At 58.6% G+C, this 26,297-nt stretch carries 22 protein-coding genes and 2 tRNA genes; 23 read left to right on the top strand and 1 reads right to left on the bottom strand.

What is annotated here, in order from left to right; translation table 11 throughout:
• Nucleotides 1-8: 8 nt before the first annotated feature.
• The 8 genes from grpE (at nucleotide 9) to ACW9H9_RS22985 (ending at nucleotide 10,459) form a co-directional block, all read left to right on the top strand.
• A complete protein-coding gene (gene grpE / locus ACW9H9_RS23020; protein WP_457345494.1) occupies nucleotides 9-569 on the top strand; it encodes a nucleotide exchange factor GrpE in 561 nt (186 codons plus the stop codon).
• 102 nt (nucleotides 570-671) lie between these two features.
• Nucleotides 672-2,588, top strand: a complete 1,917-nt coding sequence (gene dnaK / locus ACW9H9_RS23015; RefSeq protein ID WP_457345495.1) for a molecular chaperone DnaK — start codon at nucleotides 672-674, stop codon at nucleotides 2,586-2,588.
• A gap of 300 nt (nucleotides 2,589-2,888) precedes the next feature.
• Complete coding sequence (gene dnaJ / locus ACW9H9_RS23010) at nucleotides 2,889-4,013, top strand: molecular chaperone DnaJ (protein WP_457345497.1); 1,125 nt, start codon at nucleotides 2,889-2,891, stop codon at nucleotides 4,011-4,013.
• A gap of 10 nt (nucleotides 4,014-4,023) precedes the next feature.
• On the top strand, nucleotides 4,024-4,830 hold the full coding sequence (dapB, locus tag ACW9H9_RS23005) for a 4-hydroxy-tetrahydrodipicolinate reductase (RefSeq protein ID WP_457345498.1): 807 nt from the start codon (nucleotides 4,024-4,026) through the stop codon (nucleotides 4,828-4,830).
• Between the two features lie 259 nt (nucleotides 4,831-5,089).
• Nucleotides 5,090-6,226, top strand: coding sequence for a glutamine-hydrolyzing carbamoyl-phosphate synthase small subunit (gene carA / locus ACW9H9_RS23000; RefSeq protein ID WP_457345499.1), 1,137 nt, complete (start codon nucleotides 5,090-5,092; stop codon nucleotides 6,224-6,226).
• A 105-nt stretch (nucleotides 6,227-6,331) separates the two neighbouring features.
• Entirely contained in the window at nucleotides 6,332-9,553 is a 3,222-nt protein-coding gene (gene carB / locus ACW9H9_RS22995; protein WP_457345500.1) for a carbamoyl-phosphate synthase large subunit, read from the top strand.
• Nucleotides 9,550-10,026 (top strand): transcription elongation factor GreA, encoded by a 477-nt coding sequence (greA, locus tag ACW9H9_RS22990; protein WP_457345501.1) that lies wholly within the window; start codon nucleotides 9,550-9,552, stop codon nucleotides 10,024-10,026. Before carB ends, greA begins: the two co-directional genes overlap by 4 nt.
• A 28-nt stretch (nucleotides 10,027-10,054) precedes the next feature.
• Complete coding sequence (locus ACW9H9_RS22985; RefSeq protein WP_457345502.1) at nucleotides 10,055-10,459, top strand: MFS transporter; 405 nt, start codon at nucleotides 10,055-10,057, stop codon at nucleotides 10,457-10,459.
• A 9-nt stretch (nucleotides 10,460-10,468) separates the two neighbouring features.
• Here the strand turns inward: ACW9H9_RS22985 and ACW9H9_RS22980 are convergent, their stop codons facing one another.
• Nucleotides 10,469-10,777 (bottom strand): YhbY family RNA-binding protein, encoded by a 309-nt coding sequence (locus ACW9H9_RS22980; protein ID WP_457345503.1) that lies wholly within the window; start codon nucleotides 10,775-10,777, stop codon nucleotides 10,469-10,471.
• 105 nt (nucleotides 10,778-10,882) lie between these two features.
• Between ACW9H9_RS22980 and rlmE the strand changes: the two genes are divergently transcribed.
• The 15 genes from rlmE to pnp all read left to right on the top strand — a co-directional run bounded on the left by rlmE (nucleotide 10,883) and on the right by pnp (nucleotide 26,202).
• Nucleotides 10,883-11,533 carry a 23S rRNA (uridine(2552)-2'-O)-methyltransferase RlmE gene (rlmE, locus tag ACW9H9_RS22975; RefSeq protein WP_457345505.1) on the top strand — a complete coding sequence of 217 codons (651 nt, stop codon included), beginning with the start codon at nucleotides 10,883-10,885 and terminating at the stop codon, nucleotides 11,531-11,533.
• A 200-nt stretch (nucleotides 11,534-11,733) separates the two neighbouring features.
• The gene (gene ftsH, locus ACW9H9_RS22970) at nucleotides 11,734-13,647 is read left to right on the top strand and encodes an ATP-dependent zinc metalloprotease FtsH (protein WP_457345506.1); all 1,914 of its coding nucleotides are present in this window, start codon (nucleotides 11,734-11,736) and stop codon (nucleotides 13,645-13,647) included.
• 8 nt (nucleotides 13,648-13,655) lie between these two features.
• On the top strand, nucleotides 13,656-14,507 hold the full coding sequence (gene folP / locus ACW9H9_RS22965) for a dihydropteroate synthase (RefSeq protein ID WP_457345507.1): 852 nt from the start codon (nucleotides 13,656-13,658) through the stop codon (nucleotides 14,505-14,507).
• Nucleotides 14,508-14,523: 16 nt separating this feature from the next.
• Nucleotides 14,524-15,861, top strand: a complete 1,338-nt coding sequence (glmM, locus tag ACW9H9_RS22960) for a phosphoglucosamine mutase (RefSeq protein ID WP_457345508.1) — start codon at nucleotides 14,524-14,526, stop codon at nucleotides 15,859-15,861.
• Nucleotides 15,862-15,927: 66 nt separating this feature from the next.
• Entirely contained in the window at nucleotides 15,928-16,683 is a 756-nt protein-coding gene (gene tpiA / locus ACW9H9_RS22955; RefSeq protein ID WP_457345509.1) for a triose-phosphate isomerase, read from the top strand.
• Between the two features lie 4 nt (nucleotides 16,684-16,687).
• Nucleotides 16,688-17,071: a preprotein translocase subunit SecG gene (gene secG, locus ACW9H9_RS22950; protein ID WP_457345510.1), complete on the top strand. Its 384-nt coding sequence runs from the start codon at nucleotides 16,688-16,690 to the stop codon at nucleotides 17,069-17,071.
• Nucleotides 17,072-17,100: 29 nt separating this feature from the next.
• Nucleotides 17,101-17,186: transfer RNA gene (locus tag ACW9H9_RS22945), tRNA-Leu, on the top strand.
• Between the two features lie 96 nt (nucleotides 17,187-17,282).
• Nucleotides 17,283-17,359: transfer RNA gene (locus ACW9H9_RS22940), tRNA-Met, on the top strand.
• A gap of 139 nt (nucleotides 17,360-17,498) precedes the next feature.
• Entirely contained in the window at nucleotides 17,499-17,957 is a 459-nt protein-coding gene (rimP, locus tag ACW9H9_RS22935) for a ribosome maturation factor RimP (protein ID WP_457345511.1), read from the top strand.
• Nucleotides 17,958-18,004: 47 nt separating this feature from the next.
• Nucleotides 18,005-19,486: a transcription termination factor NusA gene (nusA, locus tag ACW9H9_RS22930; protein WP_457345512.1), complete on the top strand. Its 1,482-nt coding sequence runs from the start codon at nucleotides 18,005-18,007 to the stop codon at nucleotides 19,484-19,486.
• Between the two features lie 27 nt (nucleotides 19,487-19,513).
• Entirely contained in the window at nucleotides 19,514-22,039 is a 2,526-nt protein-coding gene (gene infB / locus ACW9H9_RS22925) for a translation initiation factor IF-2 (protein WP_457345514.1), read from the top strand.
• 159 nt (nucleotides 22,040-22,198) lie between these two features.
• Nucleotides 22,199-22,594, top strand: a complete 396-nt coding sequence (gene rbfA / locus ACW9H9_RS22920; RefSeq protein WP_457345515.1) for a 30S ribosome-binding factor RbfA — start codon at nucleotides 22,199-22,201, stop codon at nucleotides 22,592-22,594.
• 3 nt (nucleotides 22,595-22,597) lie between these two features.
• Nucleotides 22,598-23,515, top strand: a complete 918-nt coding sequence (truB, locus tag ACW9H9_RS22915) for a tRNA pseudouridine(55) synthase TruB (protein WP_457345516.1) — start codon at nucleotides 22,598-22,600, stop codon at nucleotides 23,513-23,515.
• A gap of 115 nt (nucleotides 23,516-23,630) precedes the next feature.
• Nucleotides 23,631-23,900 carry a 30S ribosomal protein S15 gene (gene rpsO / locus ACW9H9_RS22910; RefSeq protein WP_003177875.1) on the top strand — a complete coding sequence of 90 codons (270 nt, stop codon included), beginning with the start codon at nucleotides 23,631-23,633 and terminating at the stop codon, nucleotides 23,898-23,900.
• 196 nt (nucleotides 23,901-24,096) lie between these two features.
• The gene (gene pnp, locus ACW9H9_RS22905; RefSeq protein ID WP_457345517.1) at nucleotides 24,097-26,202 is read left to right on the top strand and encodes a polyribonucleotide nucleotidyltransferase; all 2,106 of its coding nucleotides are present in this window, start codon (nucleotides 24,097-24,099) and stop codon (nucleotides 26,200-26,202) included.
• The last annotated feature ends 95 nt before the right edge of the window (nucleotides 26,203-26,297 follow it).

Below are 26,297 nucleotides of genomic sequence, written 5' to 3'. Positions count from 1 at the left end.
AGAGAACAATGGCTGACGAACAGACTCAGGATACGCAAAATCCAGAAGCCAACCAGGCGGCCGGCGAAGACCTGGCAGCTCGCGTACAGGTGCTTGAAGAGCAACTGGCGGCTGCACAGGATCAATCTTTGCGTGTGGCTGCTGATCTGCAGAACGTCCGCCGTCGTGCCGAGCAGGATGTCGAGAAAGCCCACAAGTTCGCGCTGGAAAAATTTGCCGGTGATCTGTTGCCGATCATCGACAGCCTGGAGCGTGGCCTGGATTTGTCCAACCCGGACGATGAAAACATCCGCGCGATGCGTGAAGGGATCGAGCTGACCCTGAAAATGTTCCAGGACACCCTCAAGCGCTATCAGCTGGAAGCCATCGATCCGCACGGCGGTGAGCCGTTCAACGCCGAGCATCACCAGGCAATGGCGATGCAGGAAAGTGCTGATCTTGAGCCGAACAGCGTGTTGAAGACATTCCAGAAGGGCTACCTGCTCAACGGCCGCCTGTTGCGCCCTGCGATGGTGGTGGTGAGCAAGGCTCCGGCACCGGTTGCACCTTCTATTGATGAGCAGGCTTGAAATAAGTCGTAACGGCCCCATCTATAAGTCAAGCGTTTAAGTGCTACCGCAGTTGGCCCCAACCGCTGCGGCAACCAAATCCAAAGTTTCGGGAGAGTCAAAATGGGCAAAATTATCGGTATCGACCTGGGGACCACCAACTCCTGCGTCTCCGTGCTGGAAAACGGCGTAGCCAAGGTTATCGAGAACGCCGAAGGCGCGCGTACCACCCCTTCGATCATTGCGTATGCCAATGATGGCGAAATCCTGGTGGGCCAGTCCGCCAAGCGTCAGGCCGTCACCAACCCGCACAACACGTTGTACGCGGTAAAGCGTCTGATCGGTCGTAAGTTCGACGAAGAAGTCGTGCAAAAAGACATCAAGATGGTGCCGTACAAAATCGCCAAGGCTGACAACGGTGACGCCTGGGTTGAAGTGAACGGCAAGTCGATGTCTGCACCGCAGATTTCTGCTGAAGTCTTGAAAAAGATGAAGAAAACCGCTGAGGACTACCTCGGCGAAGCGGTGACCGAGGCGGTCATCACGGTTCCTGCCTACTTCAACGACAGCCAGCGCCAGGCGACCAAAGACGCCGGCCGCATTGCGGGCCTGGACGTAAAACGCATCATCAACGAGCCGACTGCAGCCGCTCTGGCCTACGGTATGGACAAGGCGCGCGGCGACCACACCGTCATCGTTTATGACCTGGGTGGTGGTACTTTCGACGTTTCCGTCATCGAAATCGCTGAAGTTGACGGCGAGCACCAGTTTGAAGTGTTGGCCACCAACGGTGACACCTTCCTGGGCGGTGAAGACTTCGACATCCGCTTGATCGACTACCTCGTTGACGAGTTCAAGAAAGACAGCGGCATGAACCTCAAGGGCGACCCGCTGGCGATGCAGCGCCTGAAAGAAGCCGCTGAAAAAGCCAAGATCGAGCTGTCTTCGAGCAATTCGACCGAAGTGAACCTGCCGTACATCACCGCAGACGCAACAGGTCCGAAGCACCTGAACGTGAAAATTTCCCGCGCCAAGCTTGAAGCGCTGGTTGAAGACCTGGTTCAGCGCACTATCGAGCCTTGCCGTATTGCCCTTAAAGATGCCGGTATTGACGTTGGTTCCATCAACGACGTGATCCTGGTGGGCGGCCAGACCCGTATGCCGCTGGTGCAGCAGAAAGTGACCGAGTTCTTCGGTAAAGAAGCCCGTAAGGACGTTAACCCGGACGAAGCCGTTGCAATGGGTGCTGCCATCCAGGGTGCGGTACTGGCCGGTGACGTGAAAGACGTGCTGCTGCTGGACGTCAGCCCGCTGACCCTGGGTATCGAAACCATGGGCGGTGTGATGACTGCGCTGATCGAGAAAAACACCACGATTCCTACCAAGAAATCCCAAGTGTTCTCGACTGCCGACGACAACCAGGGCGCGGTGACCATTCACGTGCTGCAAGGTGAGCGTAAGCAGGCGACTCAGAACAAGTCCCTGGGCAAGTTCGACCTGTCCGAGATCCCACCTGCGCCGCGCGGTGTGCCGCAAATCGAAGTGACCTTCGACATCGATGCCAACGGCATCCTGCACGTTGGCGCGAAAGACAAGGCGACCGGCAAAGAGCAGAAGATCACCATCAAGGCCAACTCCGGTCTGTCTGATGAAGAAATTCAACAGATGATTCGTGATGCTGAAGCCAACGCTGATGCCGACAAGCGTTTTGAAGAGCTGGCCGCTGCCCGTAACCAGGGTGATGCACTGGTTCACTCGACTCGCAAGATGATCGCTGACGCGGGCGACAAAGTGACTGCGGAAGAGAAGACCGCAATCGAAGCTGCCGTGGTTGCCCTGGAAGCTGCCGTCAAGGGTGACGACAAGGCTGCCATCGACGCCAAGGTTGAAGAACTGTCGAAAGTTTCCGCGCCAGTCGCTCAGAAAATGTACGCCGAACAAGGCCAGCCGGCTGACGGTGCTGCGCATCAGGCCGAGCCTGAAGCCAAGCACGATGACGTGGTTGATGCCGAGTTCGAAGAAGTCAAAGACCAGAAGTAAGTGGGTTTGCCGGTTGACCGCTAACAAGCGGTGACTGGTAGGATGTCGCCGCGCGGGAGCTTGCTCCCGCGTTGGCGTGTCTGGGGTATACGAATTTTTACAGCATGCGACAACGCTCGGGTGCTGGCGGTGTGATCGGAAATGCTCCTGCTTTTCGAGCCATGAACACCGCAGTTTTGATGCAGTAACGACCAGGATCGTTGAATTGACGTGAGTTGGGTCCGGGCCTGTATTGGGGCTCAGCGAGTTTGGCAAGGCTCAGGAGGGTTTTGCCGGACGTCCTTAAGAGTGCAAAGACTTATGGCAAAGCGTGACTATTACGAAGTGTTGGGTGTGGAGCGCGGCTCCAGCGAGGCGGACCTGAAAAAGGCCTACCGCCGCCTGGCAATGAAGCACCACCCGGACCGTAATCCGGACAGCAAAGAATCCGAAGACTTGTTCAAAGAGGCCAACGAGGCCTATGAATGCCTGAGCGATCCAAACAAGCGCGCGGCCTATGACCAATATGGTCATGCCGGCGTCGACCCGAGCATGGGTGGCGGTGGCGCAGGTTTTGGCGGGCAGAACTTCTCCGATATTTTCGGCGACGTGTTCAGTGACTTCTTTGGCGGCGGCCGCGGTGGTCAGCGTGGCGGTGCCCAGCGTGGCAGCGACTTGCGTTACACCTTGGAGCTGAACCTGGAAGAGGCGGTGCGTGGCACCACCGTCAATATTCGTGTGCCGACACTGGTCAATTGCAAGCCGTGCGACGGTTCGGGCGCCAAGAAAGGCTCCTCGCCGATTACCTGCCCGACCTGCGGCGGTATTGGCCAGGTCCGTATGCAGCAAGGCTTCTTCTCGGTGCAGCAAACCTGCCCGCGCTGCCATGGCCAGGGCAAGATCATTTCCGATCCGTGCGACTCCTGCCATGGCGAAGGCCGCGTCGAAGAGTACAAGACCCTGTCGGTGAAAGTGCCGGCGGGTGTGGATACGGGCGACCGCATCCGTCTTTCCGGCGAAGGCGAGGCGGGGGCTCAGGGTGGCCCGACAGGCGACCTGTACGTGGTGATCAATGTGCGCGAGCACTCGATTTTCCAGCGTGACGGCAAGCACCTGTTCTGCGAAGTGCCGATCAGCTTTGTCGATGCGGCCCTGGGTGGCGAGCTTGAAATCCCGACGCTGGACGGTCGAGTCAAGCTGAAGATCCCTGAAGGTACGCAGACCGGCAAGCAGTTCCGCATTCGTGGCAAGGGCGTGGCGCCGGTGCGCGGTGGCGGAGCGGGTGACCTGATGTGCCGGGTGGCGGTAGAAACCCCGGTCAACCTGGGTCGTCGTCAGCGCGAGCTGCTTGAAGAGTTGCGCGGCTCCTTGGGCGTTGACGGTTCCCATTCGCCCAAGACCACTGGCTGGTTCGAAGGCGTGAAGCGCTTCTTCGGCGACCTGTAAGGACGTGAATATGCGACGTATCGCGGTGATGGGCGCTGCCGGGCGCATGGGCAAGAACCTGGTGGAGGCGGTGCAGCAGCGCTCGCCGGCCTCCGGGCTGACGGCGGCAATTGTGCGGCCGGGCAGCACGTTGATCGGCGCGGACGCCGGTGAACTGGCCTCTATCGGGCGCATCGGTGTTTCGTTGTCCGGCAGCCTGGATCAAGTGGCTGACGAGTTCGATGTATTGATCGACTTCACCTTGCCGGAAGTGATGCTGAAAAACCTGGCGTTCTGTCGTAAGGCGGGCAAGGCCATGGTCATCGGCACGACCGGTTTGAACGCCGAGCAAAAGCAGCTGCTGGTGGAGGCGGGCAAGGATATCCCTATCGTGTTTGCCGCCAACTTCAGCGTGGGTGTGAACCTGTCGCTGAAATTGCTGGACATGGCCGCGCGCGTGCTAGGGGATGAGGCGGACATCGAGATCATCGAAACGCATCACCGGCACAAGATCGATGCACCTTCGGGTACGGCGTTGCGCATGGGTGAGGCGGTGGCCGAGGCGCTCGGGCGTGACCTGTCAAAAGTGGCCGTGTATGGGCGCGAAGGTCATACCGGCGCTCGCGCTCGCGACACCATCGGCTTTGCGACGGTTCGTGGTGGGGATGTAGTGGGTGATCATACGGTGCTGTTCGCCACCGAAGGTGAGCGCCTGGAAATTACCCATAAAGCCTCCAGCCGCATGACGTTCGCCAAGGGCGCCGTGCGTGCGGCGCTGTGGCTGGATGGCCGTGACGCCGGCCTGTACGACATGCGTGACGTGCTGGATCTGCATTAAAGAGTAGATAAAACGGGGTCTAAACCTTAAGATTAGGCCCCGTTTTTACCCGCTAAGCGATGTTCTGTCGCATTCTCCTGCCTTTAAGGCTCTTTAGCGGTGGACCAAAAAAGCCTTTTTCTGTAAGCTACAGCTTTAGTGTGTCCACTAAAAGCGCGCAGAATAATTCGGTGAAGAAGCGGGGTGACGTGTCCATACGTCACTCCGCTTTTTTACAACCTGCGATCGCCCTTTCAGGCTTTATTTACGGGAGGTCTTCTTGACTAAGCCAGCCATACTCGCCCTTGCTGATGGCAGCATTTTTCGCGGCGAAGCCATTGGAGCCGACGGTCAAACCGTTGGAGAGGTGGTGTTTAACACCGCAATGACCGGCTATCAGGAAATCCTTACCGATCCTTCCTACGCCCAACAGATCGTTACCCTGACCTACCCGCACATCGGCAACACCGGCACCACGCAGCAAGACGCCGAGTCCGACCGTGTCTGGTCCGCTGGCCTGGTGATTCGTGACCTGCCACTGGTTGCGAGCAACTGGCGCAACACGATGTCCCTGTCCGATTACCTGAAAGCCAACAACGTTGTGGCAATCGCCGGTATCGACACGCGCCGCCTGACCCGCATCCTGCGCGAAAAAGGCTCGCAAAACGGCTGCATCCTGGCCGGTGACAACATCACTGAAGAAGCCGCCATTGCCGCGGCCCAAGGGTTCCCTGGCCTCAAGGGCATGGACCTGGCCAAAGTCGTCAGCACCCAGGAAAAGTACGAATGGCGCTCCACTGTCTGGGACTTGAAAACCGACAGCCACGCGACTCTCGAGGCCTCTGAACTGCCTTATCACGTTGTTGCGTTTGACTACGGCATCAAGCACAACATCCTGCGCATGCTGGTCGAGCGCGGCTGCCGCGTGACCGTGGTGCCTGCGCAAACCCCGGCCAGTGACGTGTTGGCCTTGCAGCCGGACGGCGTGTTCCTGTCCAACGGCCCGGGTGACCCCGAGCCTTGCGACTACGCAATCCAGGCTATTAAAGACGTGCTGGAAACCGAGATTCCGGTCTTCGGTATTTGCCTGGGCCACCAGCTGTTGGCCCTGGCCTCCGGCGCCAAGACCCTGAAAATGGGCCACGGCCACCACGGTGCCAACCACCCGGTGCAAGACCTGGATACCGGCGTTGTGATGATCACCAGCCAGAACCACGGTTTTGCGGTGGATGAAGCCACCTTGCCGAGCAACGTGCGCGCCATTCACAAATCGCTGTTCGACGGTTCCCTGCAGGGTATCGAGCGTACCGACAAGAGCGCGTTCAGCTTCCAGGGCCACCCTGAAGCCAGCCCGGGCCCGAACGACGTCGCGCCGCTGTTCGACCGTTTCATCAATGAGATGGCCAAGCGCCGCTAAGCGAGTGGCCTGAGGGCGGCCCCGCACGGCGGCGGCCCCTTCAGGCGCTTCAACGATTGTTCAAGACGGCTTGCCGACTGACCTGCGGATTTGAGTGACAAACCCATGCCAAAACGTACAGACATAAAAAGCATCCTGATTCTCGGCGCTGGCCCGATCGTGATCGGCCAGGCCTGCGAATTCGACTACTCCGGCGCCCAGGCCTGCAAAGCCCTGCGCGAAGAGGGCTACCGCGTCATCCTGGTGAACTCCAACCCAGCCACCATCATGACCGACCCGGCCATGGCCGACGCGACCTACATCGAGCCGATCAAGTGGCAGACCGTTGCCAAGATCATCGAAAAAGAGCGCCCGGACGCGCTGCTGCCAACCATGGGCGGCCAGACTGCACTGAACTGCGCCCTGGACCTGGAGCGTGAAGGCGTTCTGGAAAAATTCGGCGTAGAGATGATCGGTGCAAATGCTGACACCATCGACAAGGCCGAAGACCGTTCGCGTTTCGACAAAGCCATGAAGTCCATCGGCCTTGCCTGCCCGCGTTCCGGTATCGCCCACAGCATGGAAGAGGCCAATGCGGTCCTTGAGACGCTAGGCTTTCCGTGCATCATCCGTCCGTCCTTCACCATGGGCGGCACGGGCGGCGGTATCGCGTACAACCGTGAAGAATTCGAAGAAATCTGCGCCCGCGGTCTGGACCTGTCGCCGACCAAAGAGCTGCTGATCGACGAGTCCCTGATCGGCTGGAAAGAATATGAGATGGAAGTTGTCCGTGACAAAAAGGACAACTGCATCATTGTTTGCTCCATCGAAAACTTCGACCCGATGGGCGTGCACACCGGCGACTCGATCACCGTTGCGCCTGCACAAACCCTGACCGACAAGGAATACCAGATCCTGCGCAACGCCTCCCTGGCGGTACTGCGCGAGATCGGCGTGGAAACCGGCGGTTCCAACGTTCAGTTCGGTATCTGCCCGGACACCGGCCGTATGGTCGTGATCGAAATGAACCCGCGTGTTTCGCGCTCCTCGGCGCTGGCGTCCAAGGCCACCGGTTTCCCGATCGCCAAGGTCGCGGCCAAGCTGGCGGTGGGTTACACCCTGGACGAGCTGTCGAACGACATCACCGGCGGCAAGACCCCGGCGTCTTTCGAGCCGTCCATCGACTACGTCGTGACCAAGCTGCCACGGTTTGCCTTCGAGAAATTCGCTCAGGCCGATGCACGCTTGACCACCCAGATGAAGTCGGTCGGTGAAGTCATGGCCATTGGCCGGACCTTCCAGGAGTCCCTGCAGAAAGCCCTGCGCGGCCTGGAAGTGGGCGTGTGCGGCCTGGACGAGAAGCTCGACCTGAGCAACCCGGACAGCATGAGCGTGCTCAAGCGCGAATTGACCGTGCCGGGCGCCGAGCGTATCTGGTACGTGGCGGACGCGTTCCGCGCGGGCCTGAGCGTCGAAGACATCTTTGGCATGAACATGATCGATCCGTGGTTCCTGGTGCAGATCGAAGACCTGATCAAGGACGAAGAGAAGGTCAAGACCCTGGGTCTGGCCAGCATCGACCGCGACATGATGTTCCGCCTCAAGCGCAAAGGCTTCTCCGACCAGCGCCTGGCCAAGCTGCTGGGTGTGACCGAGAAAAACCTTCGGACTCATCGCCACAAGCTGGAAGTTTTCCCGGTCTACAAGCGCGTGGACACCTGCGCGGCCGAGTTCGCTACCGACACGGCCTACCTGTACTCCACCTATGAGGAGGAGTGCGAGGCGGCGCCGTCGGGTCGCGACAAAATCATCATTCTGGGTGGTGGCCCGAACCGTATCGGCCAAGGTATCGAGTTCGACTACTGCTGCGTGCACGCGGCTCTCGCCCTGCGCGACGACGGGTACGAGACCATCATGGTCAACTGCAACCCGGAAACCGTTTCCACCGACTACGACACCTCTGATCGCCTGTACTTCGAGCCAGTGACCCTGGAAGACGTGCTGGAAATCGTGCGCGTCGAGAAGCCAAAAGGCGTGATCGTCCAGTACGGCGGCCAGACGCCGCTGAAACTGGCCCGTGCGCTTGAAGCGGCTGGCGTGCCGATCATCGGCACCAGCCCGGACGCGATCGACCGCGCTGAAGACCGTGAGCGCTTCCAGCAAATGGTTGAGCGCCTGAACCTGCGTCAACCGCCAAACGCCACCGTGCGCAGCGAAGACGAAGCCATCCGCGCGGCCAGCAAAATCGGCTACCCGCTGGTGGTGCGCCCGTCCTACGTGCTGGGCGGCCGGGCGATGGAAATCGTCTACCAGGAAGAAGAGCTCAAGCGCTACCTGCGTGATGCGGTGAAGGTGTCCAACGACAGCCCGGTGCTGCTGGACCACTTCCTGAACTGCGCCATCGAAATGGACGTGGATGCAGTGTGCGACGGCACCGATGTGGTGATCGGCGCGATCATGCAGCACATCGAGCAGGCCGGCGTTCACTCCGGCGACTCCGCTTGCTCGCTGCCGCCTTACTCGCTGCCCGCCCACATCCAGGACGAAATGCGCGAGCAGGTCAAGAAAATGGCCCTGGAACTGGGCGTGATTGGCCTGATGAACGTGCAGTTGGCGCTGCAAGGCGAAGACATTTATGTCATCGAAGTCAACCCGCGCGCGTCGCGTACCGTGCCATTTGTTTCCAAGTGCATCGGTGTCTCCCTGGCGATGATCGCTGCGCGTGTGATGGCCGGTAAGACCTTGAAGGAAATCGGCTTCACCAAGGAAATCATTCCGAACTTCTACAGCGTGAAAGAGGCGGTGTTCCCCTTCGCCAAATTCCCGGGTGTAGACCCGATCCTCGGCCCAGAGATGAAGTCGACCGGCGAAGTGATGGGCGTGGGCGACACCTTCGGTGAGGCCTTTGCCAAGGCGCAGATGGGTGCCAGCGAAGTGTTGCCAACCGGCGGTACTGCGTTTATCAGCGTGCGTGATGACGACAAGCCACTGGTTGCGGGCGTGGCCCGTGATCTGATCAACTTGGGCTTTGAAGTCGTGGCCACCGCCGGGACCGCCAAGCTGATCGAGGCTGCCGGCCTGAAAGTGCGTCGCGTAAACAAGGTGACGGAAGGCCGTCCACACGTGGTCGACATGATCAAGAATGACGAAGTCACCCTGATCATCAACACCACCGAAGGTCGCCAGTCGATCGCGGACTCCTACTCCATTCGTCGTAACGCCTTGCAGCACAAGATCTACTGCACCACCACCATTGCTGCTGGCGAAGCCATCTGTGAAGCGCTCAAGTTCGGTCCGGAAAAGACCGTGCGTCGCTTGCAGGATCTACACGCAGGATTGAAGGCATGACCAAATACCCAATGACCGTCCAGGGCTTCAAGGCCCTGGAAGAGGAGCACGCCCATCTGACTAAGGTCGTCCGTCCGAAGCTGAGCCAGGATATCGGCACGGCCCGGGAGTTGGGCGACCTGAAGGAAAACGCCGAATACCACGCTGCCCGTGAGCAGCAGGGTATGGTCGAGGCCCGTATTCGTGACATCGAAGGCCGCCTGCAGAACTCGGTGGTCATCGACGTGACGACCATTGCGAAGACCGGCAAGGTGATTTTCGGTACGACGGTGGAAATCGCCAACGTCGAAACGGATGAAAGCGTGACTTACCACATCGTGGGTGAAGACGAAGCTGACATCAAACAAGGCAAGATCTCTGTAGGTTCTCCCATTGCTCGCGCCTTGATCGCCAAGGAAGAGGGTGATGTGGTTGCTGTGAAGACGCCAAGTGGCGTGATCGAGTACGAGATTGTCGAAGTTCGTCACATCTGAAAAATGGCGCCCGTTGCAGGCGGGCGCCATGCTTTGGCAGTTTGTCCAGATGCTTTGGGTGGGCGGCCTATGGCTGTTGCATATTGGCGTATTACCGGCGTTGGGCCTGATTGGCCTGGCGCCGTTGCTGATCGATGAGGTTGGCGGATTATTGAGTGCGTTGCTGGTGGGATTTGCGGCGGCGTGTGTGACGATTCAGGTGCTGGTGCTGATCAAGGCGCAGGGCCTGGAGAGTGTGTGGCGGGATATCCGCGGGCAACTGCTGCTGATGGCGTTGTATGCGTGCGCGATGTATTGCGCGGTGCGTATCTGTTTGCCGCAAGCCTTGCGCTGGCAGCTGTTCAGCTATCTGGTGCTGGGGCTTTCCGGGTTGGTGCTGGTGTTGCAACCTGCGCCGGGATGGAGTGGCAGGGCGCGCGAAGCACGCCCGTGACCCTTGTTATCACTTGAAGCGATGAACGTTCGACAGTTGCTTGTTAACGTCGAAATTGCGGCGATACAGCAGTGCCATCTTGCCGATGATCTGAACCAGGTCGGCCTTGCCAACCTTGCCCAGTTGCGCAATGGCGGCCAGGCGAGCTTCACGGTCAAGGATGTTGACCTTGATCTTGATCAGTTCATGATCATTCAGCGCGCGTTCAAATTCGGCTAAAACACCTTCAGTCAGACCATTATCAGCCACAATCAGAACTGGTTTCAGATGGTGGCCAATGGATTTGTACTGTTTCTTCTGCTCTTGAGTGAGCGGCATAATCTGACCCCTGCGTCTGATCTTGTAAAAAGCGGCGGCCAGTTTACCCGAGCGAGTCCGGGACCGCCCACTTAATCACGACAGGTTTTATTTTCGAGGTGGCCCGTGGCCCGTTCCAAAACCAGCCTTAATTGGCTCAAAGAACATTTCAACGACCCTTATGTCAAAAAGGCGCAAAAGGACGGCTATCGTTCTCGCGCCAGCTACAAGCTGCTTGAACTGCAGGAAAAGGACAAATTGTTCCGTCCAGGCATGAGTGTAATCGACCTGGGCGCCGCGCCGGGCGGTTGGTCGCAGGTTGCCAGCCGCCTGATCGGCGGGCAGGGCCGGTTGATCGCGTCTGACATTCTGGAAATGGACAGCATCCCCGATGTGACCTTTGTTCATGGCGACTTTACCGAAGACGCTGTCTTGGCCCAGATCCTGGAGGCTGTCGGAAATTCTCAGGTAGACCTTGTGATTTCCGATATGGCCCCCAATATGAGTGGATTACCGGCCGTTGATATGCCACGAGCGATGTTCCTCTGCGAACTGGCACTGGATCTGGCGGGTAGGGTCTTGCGGCCCGGTGGTGATTTTCTGGTCAAGGTCTTCCAGGGGGAAGGCTTCGACGAGTACCACAAAAACATTCGCAAGCTGTTCGACAAGGTGCAGATGCGCAAGCCGGATTCTTCCCGGGACAGGTCCCGCGAGCAGTATTTGCTGGCGCGAGGCTTTCGCGGGGTTGAAGGCGCGGCCAGTGAGGAGCGTCTTTGAACGTTTTGAGTGAGTCGATAGGTTTTTTTATATCGCTTTCGTCATGAAGCTTTACGAATATTGTGTAGTCAAAGTTTCACAAAGGGTTACAGACGGCGCCTGCCAGCGGTGTAGGTAATGTAGTAAGTTAGGCCGGTGAATATCATGCGAAGCGCGCGCCAGCAGCGGAGCTTGCTTCAGAGGGTAGTTAATTGAACGATATGGCAAAGAATCTTATCCTGTGGTTGATCATCGCGGCGGTCCTGGTGACGGTGATGAACAACTTCTCCAGCCCTAACGAGCCGCAGACCCTCAACTATTCCGACTTCATCCAGCAAGTTAAGGATGGCAAGGTCGAGCGCGTAGCGGTAGACGGCTACGTGATTACCGGTAAGCGTAACGACGGCGACAGCTTCAAGACCATTCGTCCTGCGATTCAGGACAACGGCCTGATCGGCGATCTGGTGGACAACCATGTGGTCGTCGAAGGCAAACAGCCTGAGCAGCAGAGCATCTGGACCCAGCTTCTGGTGGCCAGCTTCCCGATCCTGGTGATTATCGCCGTGTTCATGTTCTTCATGCGCCAGATGCAAGGTGGCGCAGGGGGCAAGGGCGGGCCGATGAGCTTTGGCAAGAGCAAGGCGCGCCTGCTCTCCGAAGATCAGGTAAAAACCACCTTGGCTGACGTCGCAGGTTGTGATGAAGCCAAGGAAGAAGTCGGTGAGCTGGTCGAGTTCCTGCGTGATCCCGGCAAATTCCAGCGCCTGGGTGGTCGCATTCCTCGTGGCGTGCTGATGGTAGGCCCGCCCGGTACAGGTAAAACCTTGTTGGCCAAGGCCATCGCTGGTGAAGCCAAGGTTCCGTTCTTCACCATTTCCGGCTCTGACTTCGTCGAAATGTTCGTGGGTGTCGGCGCCAGCCGTGTTCGCGACATGTTCGAGCAGGCCAAGAAACACGCGCCGTGCATCATCTTCATCGACGAAATCGACGCCGTGGGTCGCCATCGTGGCGCCGGCATGGGCGGCGGTCATGACGAGCGTGAGCAGACCCTCAACCAGTTACTGGTCGAGATGGACGGCTTCGAAATGAACGACGGCATTATCGTGATTGCCGCCACCAACCGCCCTGATGTACTGGACCCGGCGCTGTTGCGTCCAGGTCGTTTTGACCGTCAGGTGGTGGTCGGGTTGCCGGATATTCGTGGTCGCGAGCAGATCCTGAAAGTACACATGCGTAAAGTGCCGATGGGTGACGATGTGGCTCCGGCCGTTATTGCCCGTGGTACACCTGGCTTCTCCGGTGCTGACCTGGCCAACCTGGTGAACGAGGCATCATTGTTCGCCGCACGCGTGGGCAAGCGCATCGTCGAGATGAAAGAGTTCGAACTGGCTAAAGACAAGATCATGATGGGCGCCGAGCGCAAATCCATGGTCATGTCCGAGAAAGAGAAGCAGAACACCGCTTATCACGAAGCCGGTCACGCTATCGTGGGGCGCGTGGTGCCTGAGCATGACCCTGTGTACAAAGTGTCGATCATTCCGCGTGGCCGAGCCTTGGGTGTGACCATGTTCCTGCCGGAAGAGGACCGCTACAGCCTCTCCAAGCGCGCGCTGATCAGTCAGATCTGCTCGCTGTATGGCGGCCGGATCGCTGAAGAGATGACGTTGGGTTTTGACGGCGTTACCACGGGTGCATCCAACGACATCATGCGTGCGAGCCAGATTGCACGGAACATGGTGACCAAGTGGGGCCTTTCGGAAAAACTCGGTCCTTTGATGTATGCCGAGGAAGAGGGTGAAGTGTTCCTGGGGCGTGGCGGCGGCGGTCAGAACGCAAGCTTCTCCGGCGAGACAGCCAAGCTGATCGACTCCGAAGTGCGCAGTATCATTGATCAGTGCTACGGCACGGCCAAGCAAATCCTCACGGACAACCGTGACAAGCTTGATGCCATGGCAGATGCCTTGATGAAGTATGAAACCATTGATGCCGAGCAAATTGACGACATCATGGCGGGCCGACCTCCTCGCGAGCCGCGGGATTGGGAAGGTGGTTCGGGCACATCCGGCACCACGCCGCCCGTGGTGCAGAACGAGCGCCCTGAAACCCCGATCGGCGGCCCGGCTGCCGACCATTAAGGTTTGAAATGACTTCTGCGCTGTCCTCAGCCCGGTTGCCTTGCGGCAGCCGGGTTCTTGATTTGGCCCATACGCATGTTATGGGCATTCTTAACGTAACCCCTGATTCCTTCTCCGACGGCGGCAAATTCAGCCAGCTCGATACGGCGTTGCGTCATGCCGAGGCAATGGTGGCTGCTGGCGCTACGTTGATTGATGTCGGCGGTGAGTCCACGCGTCCGGGTGCCCGTGCTGTTTCTCCGCTGGAGGAGCTTGAGCGGGTTGCGCCTATCGTGGAGCGTATCCACCGTGAGCTGGACGTGATCATTTCTGTTGATACGTCCACGCCAGCGGTCATGCGCGAAACGGCACGCCTGGGGGCCGGGTTGATCAACGATGTGCGCTCACTCCGGCGCGATGGCGCCCTGGATGCCGCCGCTGCAACCGGCTTGCCGGTTTGCCTGATGCACATGCTTGGCGAGCCTGGGAACATGCAGGACAGCCCGCATTACGACAATCTCGTCGATGAGGTGAGCGCATTTCTTGCGCAGCGCATTGCTGACTGTGTGGCGGCCGGAATTCCCTCCGAGCGGATTATTCTTGACCCAGGGTTTGGTTTTGCCAAAACCTTGCAACACAATTTGAGTCTGTTTAGGCAGATGGAGACTTTGCATGCCCTTGGTCGTCCTTTGTTGGTCGGCGTTTCACGCAAGAGCATGATAGGGCAGGCACTCAATCGCCCCGTGGGCGAGCGGTTGTATGGGGGGCTTGCCCTGGCGGCGCTTGCTGTAAGCAAAGGTGCGCGTATTTTGCGGGTGCATGACGTTGCCGAGACGGTGGATGTGATGCGGATGATCGAAGCGGTTGAGTCCGCCGAATAAGAATGACGGAGCACTTATGACTAAAAAATATTTTGGCACTGACGGTATTCGCGGTCGGGTCGGCGAATTTCCGATCACGCCAGACTTTATGCTCAAGCTGGGCTGGGCTGCCGGCATGGCATTTCGCAGCATGGGCGCCTGCCGAATCCTGGTCGGCAAGGACACCCGCATTTCGGGTTATATGTTCGAGTCCGCTCTGGAGGCCGGCCTGTCTGCCGCTGGCGCTGATGTCATGCTGCTGGGGCCAATGCCTACGCCTGCGATCGCTTACCTGACGCGTACTTTTCACGCTGAGGCCGGTATTGTGATCAGTGCTTCGCACAACCCCCATGACGACAATGGCATCAAGTTTTTCTCGGGGCAGGGCACCAAGCTGCCTGACGAAATCGAGCACATGATCGAAGAGTTGCTGGATGCGCCGATGACGGTCGTCGAATCGAGCAAGTTGGGCAAGGTATCGCGAATCAACGACGCCTCGGGGCGGTATATCGAGTTTTGCAAAAGCAGCGTGCCGACCAGCACCAATTTTGCCGGCCTTAAAGTCGTTATCGACTGCGCTCATGGTGCAACCTATAAAGTGGCGCCCAGCGTTTTCAAGGAGCTGGGGGCGCAGGTTACTGTCCTGTGCGCTCAACCAAACGGCCTGAATATCAATGAAAACTGCGGTTCGACCCATATGGGGCAACTGCAGGCGGCCGTATTGGCCGAGCAGGCTGATTTGGGTATTGCTTTTGACGGTGACGGTGACCGTGTATTGATGGTCGATCACACCGGGGCGATTGTGGATGGCGACGATCTGCTGTTCATCATTGCGCGCGACCTGCACGAGCGTGGCAAGCTGCAGGGCGGTGTTGTGGGGACGCTGATGAGTAACCTGGGGTTGGAGCTGGCACTGGCGGACCTGGGTATCCCGTTTGTGCGGGCCAACGTCGGTGACCGTTATGTGATTGCCGAGCTGCTTGAGCGTGAGTGGCAGGTCGGTGGTGAGAACTCCGGGCATGTCGTCTGCTTCCAGCACACGACGACCGGCGACGCGATCATTGCGGCGTTACAAGTGCTGCTGGCGCTGCGTCGTAGTGGAGAAAGCCTTGGCCAAGCTCGCCTCGCCTTGCGTAAATGCCCCCAGGTGCTGTTGAACGTGCGCTTCGTCGGTGGCGAAAATCCGATCGAGCACCCTGCCGTGAAAGAAGCCAGTGCGCGCGTGACTGCTGCTATGGCGGGCCGTGGGCGGGTGTTGTTGCGCAAGTCTGGCACTGAGCCTTTGGTGCGTGTGATGGTTGAAGGCGAAGATGAAGTTCAGGTTCGCGGCTATGCCGAAGAGCTGGCAAAACTGGTAACTGAAGTTTGCGCCTGAATTCGGCTTGCCAGTGTTGAAAGGGTTGGGTAACATCTGCGCCCACTTTGACCGACGAGGTACAGCATGCGTCGCACTATGGTAGCTGGTAACTGGAAGATGCACGGTACCCGCGCCAGTGTCGCCGAGCTGATCAATGGCCTTCGTCACTTGGCATTGCCGAGCAGTGTTGATGTCGCGGTATTCCCGCCTAGCTTGTATATCAATCAAGTGATTGATGGCTTGAAAGGCAAGTCGATCCAGGTCGGCGCGCAGAACTCTGCGGTGGAAGCCATGCAGGGTGCGTTGACCGGAGAGATTGCGCCGAGTCAGCTGGTTGATGCGGGTTGTTCCCTGGTGCTTGTCGGGCACTCCGAGCGCCGTCAGATGATGGGCGAGCGTGATGGGACGCTTAATCGCAAGTTCGCAGCGGCACAGGCTTGTGGCTTAATTCCGGTGTTGTGCGTAGGGGAAACCCTCGAGCAGCGCGAGTCCGGGAAAACGCTTGAGGTTGTCGGGCGTCAGCTGGGCAGCATCATCGAGGAGCTGGGAGTCGGTGCTTTTGCAAAGGCAGTTATTGCCTACGAGCCGGTCTGGGCCATTGGTACCGGGCTGACGGCTTCGCCGCAACAGGCGCAGGATGTGCACGCCGCCATCCGTGCTCAGTTGGCGGCAGAAAATTCTGAAGTTGCACAAGGTGTGCGTCTTCTATACGGCGGCAGCGTGAAGGCGGCCAATGCGGTCGAACTGTTCGGCATGCCGGATATCGATGGGGGGCTCATTGGTGGAGCTTCCCTGAATGCAGATGAGTTCGGTGCGATCTGTCGCGCCGCGGGAAACTGAGAAAATGCTGGAAACAGTCGTAGTCGTTTTTCATCTGTTGGGCGCGTTGGGCGTAGTTGCCCTGGTATTGCTGCAGCAGGGCAAGGGTGCGGACGCTGGTGCGTCTTTCGGGGCAGGTGCTTCAAATACTGTGTTCGGAAGCCAAGGTTCCTCTACCTTTCTTAGTAAGTTTACTGCTATACTTGCCGCAGCTTTTTTCATAACCAGCTTGGGGTTAGGTTACTTTGCTAAAGAGAAGGCTCATGTGCTGACTCAAGTAGGTTTGCCAAACCCAGCGGTGTTGGAAGTTCCAAAAGCAAAACCGGCTTCTGATGATGTCCCGGTGCTTCAAGAGCAAAAGTCGGCTACTCCAGCGACTGACGTACCTCCAGCTCAAGAGCAGAAGTAAGAAGGGTTTTATGTTGTAAACGCTGTTTTGCCGAGGTGGTGGAATTGGTAGACACGCAACCTTGAGGTGGTTGTGCCCATAGGGTGTAGGGGTTCGAGTCCCCTTCTCGGTACCAATTATCAGGAGAGCCCGCGATTGCGGGCTTTCTTGTAGGTGGAAGGTTACATTGACCCTGTAAGGGATCAGCCGTATACTTCTGCCCCAGCTTTGTCGCGGGGTGGAGCAGCCTGGTAGCTCGTCGGGCTCATAACCCGAAGGTCGTCGGTTCAAATCCGGCCCCCGCAACCAGTTTTAGCGGAGCCCCTTTTAAGGGGCTTTTTGTTAGCTGGACACTTTCAACGCCGCTGTTCGACGGCGTTTCAAGGATGGGCGTTTCGCCCATTTTTTATTTTGCACAGCATGCACATACATGCACGAGGGGGTTCAGGTGTCGAGCAAGCTAGAAGAGTTGCAGGCCTTGTTGGCCCCGGTGGTCGTGGCCCTAGGCTATGAATGCTGGGGTATCGAGTATTCGGCTCAAGGCCGTCACTCCGTGTTGCGCGTTTATATCGATAAAGAGGGCGGCGTGCTGGTGGACGATTGTGCCATTGTCAGCCGTCAGGTCAGTGGTGTGCTGGATGTTGAAGATCCCATCACCAATGAATACACCCTTGAAGTTTCCTCGCCAGGCATGGAACGCCCACTGTTCACTATTGAGCAGTTTGCACAATTTGCCGGTGAACAAGTGAAGATCAGGCTGCGTTCCCCTTTTGAAGGGCGACGCAACTTTCAGGGCCTTCTGCGCGGTGTAGAAGAACAGGATGTCGTGGTGCAGGTAGACGACCATGAGTTCCTGTTGCCGATCGATTTGATCGACAAGGCCAACATTATTCCCAGTTTTGACTGAGACGCGGATCCCGCGGATCCAATGGCTTGCGAAAGGCGAGGCGTACGATGAGCAAAGAAGTACTGCTGGTTGTTGAGTCGGTATCCAATGAAAAGGGTGTACCGGCAGGCGTGATTTTTGAAGCACTGGAGCTGGCCCTGGCCACCGCTACCAAAAAGCGCTTTGAAGACGAAGTTGATCTGCGTGTGGAAATCAATCGCCACACCGGTGCCTATGAGACGTTCCGTCGTTGGACGGTAGTCGAAGAAGACGATCTTGATGATCCGGCTATCGAAACCTGGCCGAGCAAGGTTGCGCAAACGCACCCGGGCGCCAAGGTCGGTGATGTCGTCGAGGAAAAGATCGAGTCGATCGAATTCGGTCGTATTGCTGCGCAGACGGCCAAGCAAGTCATCGTGCAGAAAGTTCGCGAAGCCGAGCGCGCCCAAGTGGTTGACGCCTATCGCGAGCGCCTGGGGGAAATCATCTCCGGCACCGTGAAAAAAGTAACCCGCGACAACGTGATCGTTGACCTGGGCAACAACGCCGAAGCGTTGCTGGCCCGTGAAGACATCATTTCCCGCGAAACTTTCCGTGTGGGCGTGCGCTTGCGCGCGCTGCTCAAGGAAATCCGCACCGAGAACCGCGGTCCTCAGCTGATCCTGTCGCGTACTGCGCCGGAAATGCTGATCGAACTGTTCCGCATCGAAGTGCCGGAAATTGCTGAAGGCCTGATCGAAGTCATGGCCGCGTCCCGCGATCCGGGTTCGCGTGCCAAGATCGCGGTCCGCTCCAAGGACAAACGCATCGACCCGCAGGGCGCTTGCATTGGTATGCGCGGTTCGCGCGTGCAGGCAGTGTCGGGCGAACTGGGCGGCGAGCGTGTGGACATCGTGCTGTGGGACGATAACCCGGCACAATTCGTGATCAATGCCATGTCGCCAGCAGAAGTGGCGGCAATTATCGTCGACGAAGATGCCCATGCAATGGACATCGCCGTTGGCGCAGACAATCTGGCTCAGGCCATCGGTCGCGGTGGTCAGAACGTACGTCTGGCCAGCCAACTGACCGGTTGGACCCTGAACGTGATGACCGAATCGGACATCCAGGCTAAGCAGCAAGCTGAAACCGGTGACATCCTGCGCAACTTCATCGACGAGCTGGAAGTCGACGAAGAGCTGGCACAGGTGCTGGTAGATGAAGGCTTCACCAGCCTGGAAGAGATTGCCTACGTACCGCTGGAAGAAATGCTCAACATCGACGGCTTTGACGAAGACATCGTCAACGAGCTTCGCGCTCGTGCCAAGGATCGTTTGTTGACTAAAGCCATCGCTACTGAGGAAAAGCTGGCAGACGCCCATCCGGCCGAAGACCTGCTCTCGCTTGAGGGTATGGACAAGGATTTGGCGATGGAACTGGCGGTGCGCGGCGTAATTACCCGCGAAGACCTGGCCGAGCAGTCTATTGACGACCTGCTCGACATCGACGGCATCGACGACGATCGTGCCGGCAAGTTGATCATGGCCGCCCGAGCCCACTGGTTCGAGTAATTAGGCGCGGCCTGAGGAGAGAAGTGCATGACGCAAGTCACGGTGAAACAACTGGCCGATGAGGTCAAAACACCGGTAGAGCGCCTGTTGCAGCAGATGCGTGAGGCAGGTCTGCCGCACACCGCCGCCGATGAAGGTGTGAGCGACAGTGAGAAGCAGTCTTTGCTGACTCACTTGAAGAGCAGCCACAAGGCGAAAGTGGAAGAACCGCGCAAGATTACATTGCAGCGCAAAACGACCAGCACCCTGCGTGTTGCCGGTAGCAAAAGCATCAGTGTTGAAGTGCGTAAGAAGAAAGTCTTCGTACAACGCAGCGCTGAAGAAATCGAAGCCGAGCGCAAGCGCGAGCTGGAAGAGCGTCGTGCGGTAGAAAATGCTGCCCGTCAAAAGGCTGAAGAAGAAGCCAAGCGCCGCGCCGAAGAAGACGCGCGTCGCCAGCCTGCTGCTCCAGTTGAAGCGGTTGCTGCTCCGGTTGCGCCCTCTGCACCTGTAGAGACTGTGCAAGAGGCGGCTCCGGCTGCTCCGGCACCGGCTCCAGCGGCAGATGCCCGCAAGCGCGAAGAGCCTCGTCGTCCAGACAAGCCTCGTGCCGACGACAGCAGTCGTCGTGGCGGCGGTGGTGGCGATGGCGAGCGTAAAAACGCGCCTCATCGTGCATCGGTCAAGGAAAAAGCCCCGGCGCCACGTGTGGCTCCACGGACCACCGACGAAGAAAGCGATGGCTTCCGTCGCGGCGGTCGCGGCAAGGCCAAGCTGAAAAAGCGCAACGCCCACGGTTTCCAGAGCCCAACCGGCCCTGTCGTGCGCGAAGTGAAGATCGGCGAAACCATCACTGTAGGCGACCTCGCCCAGCAGATGTCGGTCAAGGCTGCCGAAATCATCAAGTTCATGTTCAAGCTGGGCACTCCGGCCACCATCAACCAGGTACTGGACCAGGAAACTGCCCAACTGGTTGCTGAAGAGCTGGGCCACAAAGTGACCCTGGTCAGCGACACTGCCCTGGAAGATTCCCTGGCCGAGTCCCTGAAGTTTGAAGGTGAAGCGGTTTCCCGTGCGCCGGTTGTGACCGTAATGGGCCACGTTGACCACGGTAAAACCTCCCTGCTCGACTACATCCGTCGTGCCAAGGTGGCTGCGGGCGAAGCCGGCGGCATCACCCAGCACATCGGCGCTTACCACGTTGAAACCGACCGTGGCATGGTGACGTTCCTCGATACCCCGGGTCACGCTGCGTTTACCGCCATGCGTGCCCGTGGTGCCAAGGCGACCGACATCGTGATTCTGGTGGTTGCAGCGGACGACGGCGTGATGCCACAAACCATCGAGGCTATCCAGCACGCCACGGCGGCAGGTGTTCCTCTGGTGGTCGCGGTGAACAAGATCGACAAGCCGGGTGCAGACCTGGATCGCATCCGCAGCGAACTGTCGGTTCACGGCGTAACGTCCGAAGAGTGGGGTGGCGACACACCATTCGTACCGGTTTCCGCGAAGATGGGTACGGGCGTCGACGAACTGCTCGAAGCCGTCCTGTTGCAAGCCGAAGTCCTGGAACTGACCGCTACGCCTTCGGCACCTGGCCGTGGTGTGGTTGTCGAGTCCCGCCTGGACAAGGGCCGTGGCCCGGTGGCGACCGTGCTGGTTCAAGACGGTACTCTGCGCCAAGGCGACATGATCCTGGTCGGTTCGAACTACGGCCGTGTACGGGCCATGCTCGACGAGAACGGCAAGCCAATCAAGGAAGCAGGTCCTGCCATTCCGGTCGAGATCCTGGGTCTTGACGGTACGCCGGATGCTGGCGACGAGATGAGCGTGGTTGCCGATGAGAAGAAAGCCCGTGAAGTGGCTCTGTTCCGTCAAGGCAAGTTCCGCGAAGTCAAGTTGGCCCGCGCTCACGCTGGCAAGCTGGAAAACATCTTCGAGAACATGGGCCAGGAAGAGAAGAAGACGCTTAACATCGTCCTCAAGTCTGACGTCCGTGGTTCGCTGGAAGCCCTGCAAGGTGCTCTGAACGGCCTGGGTAACGACGAAGTGCAAGTGCGTGTCGTCGGTGGCGGTGTCGGTGGTATCACCGAATCCGACGCCAACCTGGCACTGGCTTCCAACGCTGTACTGTTCGGCTTCAACGTGCGTGCCGATGCCGGCGCTCGCAAGATCGTCGAGCAGGAAGGCCTGGACATGCGTTACTACAACGTCATCTACGACATCATCGAAGACGTCAAGAAAGCCCTCACCGGCATGCTTGGCAGCGACGTCCGGGAGAACATCCTGGGTATCGCCGAGGTTCGTGACGTGTTCCGCTCGCCGAAATTCGGCGCCATCGCAGGTTGCATGGTTACCGAAGGTACTGTGTACCGTAACCGTCCGATCCGTGTACTGCGTGAAGACATCGTTATCTTCGAAGGCGAGCTGGAATCCCTGCGCCGCTTCAAGGATGACGCTTCCGAAGTGCGTAACGGCATGGAATGCGGCATCGGCGTCAAGAGCTACAACGACGTCAAGGTCGGCGACAAGATCGAAGTCTTCGAGAAGGTTCAGGTTGCTCGCAGCCTCTGACTCGCGCACTTCAAGGGCCACACAGCGTGTGGGCATGCAAATGCCGCGCGCTGTGTCCGGACTCTAAACGCAACGCCCGGTCTGGCTTTTGTCAGGCCGGGCGTTTGCCGCTTTCAGACCCCACGGCTTTCGCCGTGTGGCAGTAACAGGTAACAAGACATGGCAAAAGAATACAGCCGCACCCAACGTATCGGCGATCAGATGCAGCGCGAGCTGGCACAGTTGATCCGTCGTGAAGTCAAAGACCCGCGTGTAGGCCTGGTCACCATTACCGCCGTTGACGTGAGTCGCGACGTGGGCCACGCCAAGATCTTCATCACCGTGATGGGCCAGGACAACGGCGAAGACATCGCCCAGACCATCAAGGTGCTCAACTCGGCCGCAGGCTTTTTGCGCATGCAACTGGCCCGTGAAATGAAGCTGCGCAGCGTTCCGCAACTGCACTTCCATTACGACGAAAGCGTGGCGCGTGGCGCACACCTCTCGGCACTGATCGAGCGGGCGGTGGCAGAAGACAGCCAGCACGCGCCGGCACCTGAAGACGCCAAGGAGTAAATGGTGGCTCAGGTCAAACGTATCCGTCGTAACGTCAGCGGCATCATCCTGCTGGACAAGCCCTTGGGCTTTACCTCCAATGCCGCCTTGCAGAAGGTCCGTTGGCTGCTCAACGCCGAGAAGGCCGGTCACACCGGCAGCCTCGATCCGTTGGCTACCGGCGTCTTGCCGTTGTGCTTTGGCGAGGCCACCAAGTTCTCCCAATACCTGCTCGATTCCGACAAGGGTTACGAAACCCTGATGCAACTGGGCAAGACCACCACCACGGCAGACGCTGAAGGTGATGTTTTGCAGGTGCGTGAGGTGACCGTTGGTCGTGCGGATATTGAAGCGGCTTTACCCGCTTTTCGTGGGCAAATCAGCCAGATACCGCCCATGTACTCGGCGCTCAAGCGTGACGGGCAGCCGCTTTACAAGCTGGCACGCGCAGGTGAAGTAGTGGAGCGCGAACCGCGTTCTGTTACTATTGCGCGCCTGGAATTGCTCGCCAGTGAGGGCGACACCGCCCGATTGGCGGTGGACTGCAGCAAAGGCACCTATATTCGTACATTGGTTGAGGATATTGGTGAGCAACTGGGTTGTGGCGCCTACGTCGCAGAATTGCGGCGTACCCAGGCCGGCCCTTTCACCCTGGCCCAGACGGTCACGCTGGAGGAGCTTGAAGCGGTACATGCCGAGGGCGGCCATGAAGCAGTCGATCGCTTCCTGATGCCTTCGGACAGCGGTTTGCTGGATTGGCCATTGCTGCACTTTTCGGAACACAGCGCGTTCTACTGGCTCAATGGCCAACCGGTACGCGCCCCGGATGCGCCGAAGTTCGGCATGGTGCGGGTACAGGATCACAACGGTCGCTTTATCGGTATCGGTGAAGTGAGCGAAGACGGGCGGATCGCGCCGCGTCGACTGATTCGGTCAGAATGACCGAACGAGGGTGGCTGTTAACAGGCACGGTCACTACTCATTTTTAGATACAGGGATTTGTCCCTGGCCTGTTGAAATCGCCCTTTGGGTGGTTTCCTGATAAAAGGATTGCCTCATGGCTCTCGACGTTCAAGAAAAGGCTCAAATCGTAGCTGACTACCAGCAAGCTGTTGGTGACACTGGTTCGCCAGAAGTGCAAGTTGCACTGCTGACCCACAACATCAACAAGCTGCAAGGTCACTTCAAGGCCAACGGTAAAGACCACCACTCCCGTCGTGGTCTGATCCGCATGGTAAACCAGCGTCGCAAGCTGCTGGACTACCTGAAAGGCAAGGATCTGGGTCGTTATCAGACTCTGATCGGTCGCCTGGGTCTGCGTCGCTAATCAGCGGTTGCGCTAGAGGTTGGTTGTCTGCCGTGTGTCAGTGGGATTCCCGCTGGCCCATGGCAGGCTCCCAGCCTCAAGTTTTATCTGGATACACGTTTTACCCCTGGACAGGCGTTGGGCCGATTCCCGACATTGCCCAAGAATTTCGCAAGAAGACACGTTCCCCCAAGAGCCACAAAGAAGGTAGGACACCGTGAACCCGGTCATCAAAAAATTCCAGTTCGGTCAATCGACCGTTACCCTCGAGACAGGCCGTATCGCCCGTCAAGCCTCCGGCGCAGTGCTGGTCACCGTTGACGATGACGTCACCGTACTGGTGACCGTGGTTGGCGCCAAGACCGCTGACCCGAGCAAAGGCTTTTTCCCGCTGTCTGTTCACTACCAGGAAAAAACCTACGCTGCCGGCAAGATCCCTGGCGGTTTCTTCAAGCGTGAAGGCCGTCCTTCCGAAAAAGAAACCCTGACTTCCCGACTGATCGACCGTCCGATCCGTCCGCTGTTCCCGGAAGGTTTCATGAACGAAGTGCAGGTTGTCTGCACCGTCGTTTCCACCAGCAAGAAGACCGATCCGGACATCGCTGCGATGATCGGCACCTCGGCTGCCCTGGCCATCTCCGGTATTCCTTTCGACGGCCCGATCGGCGCCGCTCGTGTTGCTTTCCACGAAAGCACCGGCTACCTGCTGAACCCGACCTACGAGCAACTGAAAGCATCGAGCCTGGACATGGTCGTTGCCGGTACGTCCGAAGCCGTACTGATGGTTGAGTCGGAAGCCAAAGAGCTGACCGAAGACCAGATGTTGGGCGCCGTGCTGTTCGCCCACGACGAGTTCCAATCGGTCATCCAGGCTGTGAAAGAGCTGGCTGCCGAAGCGGCCAAGCCAACCTGGAGCTGGACCCCGCAAGCCGAAGCCACCGCGCTGTTGGGTGCGATCCGTGCCGAGTTCGGCGAAGCGATCTCCCAGGCTTACACCATCACCGTCAAGGCCGACCGTTACGCGCGCCTGGGCGAGCTGAAGGATCAGGTGGTTGCCAAGCTGTCCGGTGAAGAAGGCCAGCCTTCGTCCAGCGAAGTCAAAGCTGCTTTCGGCGAGATCGAATACCGCACCGTTCGCGAAAACATCGTCAACGGCAAGCCACGTATCGACGGCCGCGACACCCGCACCGTACGTCCTCTGAACATCGAAGTCGGCGTTCTGCCAAAAACCCACGGTTCGGCCCTGTTCACCCGTGGTGAAACCCAGGCCCTGGTCGTTGCAACCCTGGGCACCGCCCGTGACGCGCAACTGCTGGACACCCTGGAAGGCGAGAAAAAAGACCCCTTCATGCTGCACTACAACTTCCCACCGTTCTCGGTGGGCGAGTGTGGCCGCATGGGTGGTGCTGGCCGCCGCGAAATCGGTCACGGCCGTCTGGCCCGTCGTTCGGTCCAGGCCATGCTGCCGGCGGTTGACGTATTCCCGTACACCATCCGTGTGGTTTCGGAAATCACCGAGTCCAACGGTTCCAGCTCCATGGCTTCCGTGTGCGGCGCTTCCCTGGCCCTGATGGACGCCGGTGTGCCGATGAAGGCGCCGGTTGCCGGTATCGCCATGGGCCTGGTTAAAGAAGGCGAGAAGTTCGCCATCCTGACCGACATCCTGGGCGACGAAGACCACCTGGGTGACATGGACTTCAAAGTAGCCGGTACCGCCAAAGGCGTGACCGCGCTGCAGATGGACATCAAGATCAAAGGCATCACCGAAGAAATCATGGAGATCGCCCTGGGCCAAGCCCTGGAAGCTCGCCTGAACATCCTCGGCCAGATGAACCAGATCATTGGCCAGTCGCGTACCGAACTGTCGGCCAACGCGCCAACCATGATCGCGATGAAAATCGACACCGACAAAATCCGTGACGTTATCGGTAAAGGCGGCGCGACCATTCGTGCGATCTGCGAAGAAACCAAGGCTTCGATCGACATCGAAGACGACGGCTCGATCAAGATCTTCGGCGAAACCAAGGAAGCCGCAGAGGCCGCGCGTCAGCGCGTTCTGGGCATCACTGCAGAAGCCGAGATCGGCAAGATCTACGTCGGCAAGGTTGAGCGCATCGTCGACTTCGGCGCATTCGTCAACATCCTGCCGGGCAAGGACGGTCTGGTTCACATCTCCATGCTGAGCGATGCTCGCGTCGAGAAAGTGACCGACATCCTCAAGGAAGGCCAGGAAGTGGAAGTGCTGGTACTGGACGTGGACAACCGCGGCCGTATCAAGCTGTCCATCAAGGACGTCGCAGCAGCCAAGGCTTCGGGCGTTTAATCACCGCGGCGCGTCAAGCTGAAAAAGGACTCTTCGGAGTCCTTTTTTTATGTGCGCCAGGCATGGCGCGTTGCGCGAAGCGCAACCAGCTTGGC

This window comes from Pseudomonas sp. SDO5215_S409, from assembly GCF_054071325.1.
The sequence above is the reverse complement of the archived record's forward strand: the minus strand, read 5'-3'. Positions and strand labels throughout refer to the sequence as shown.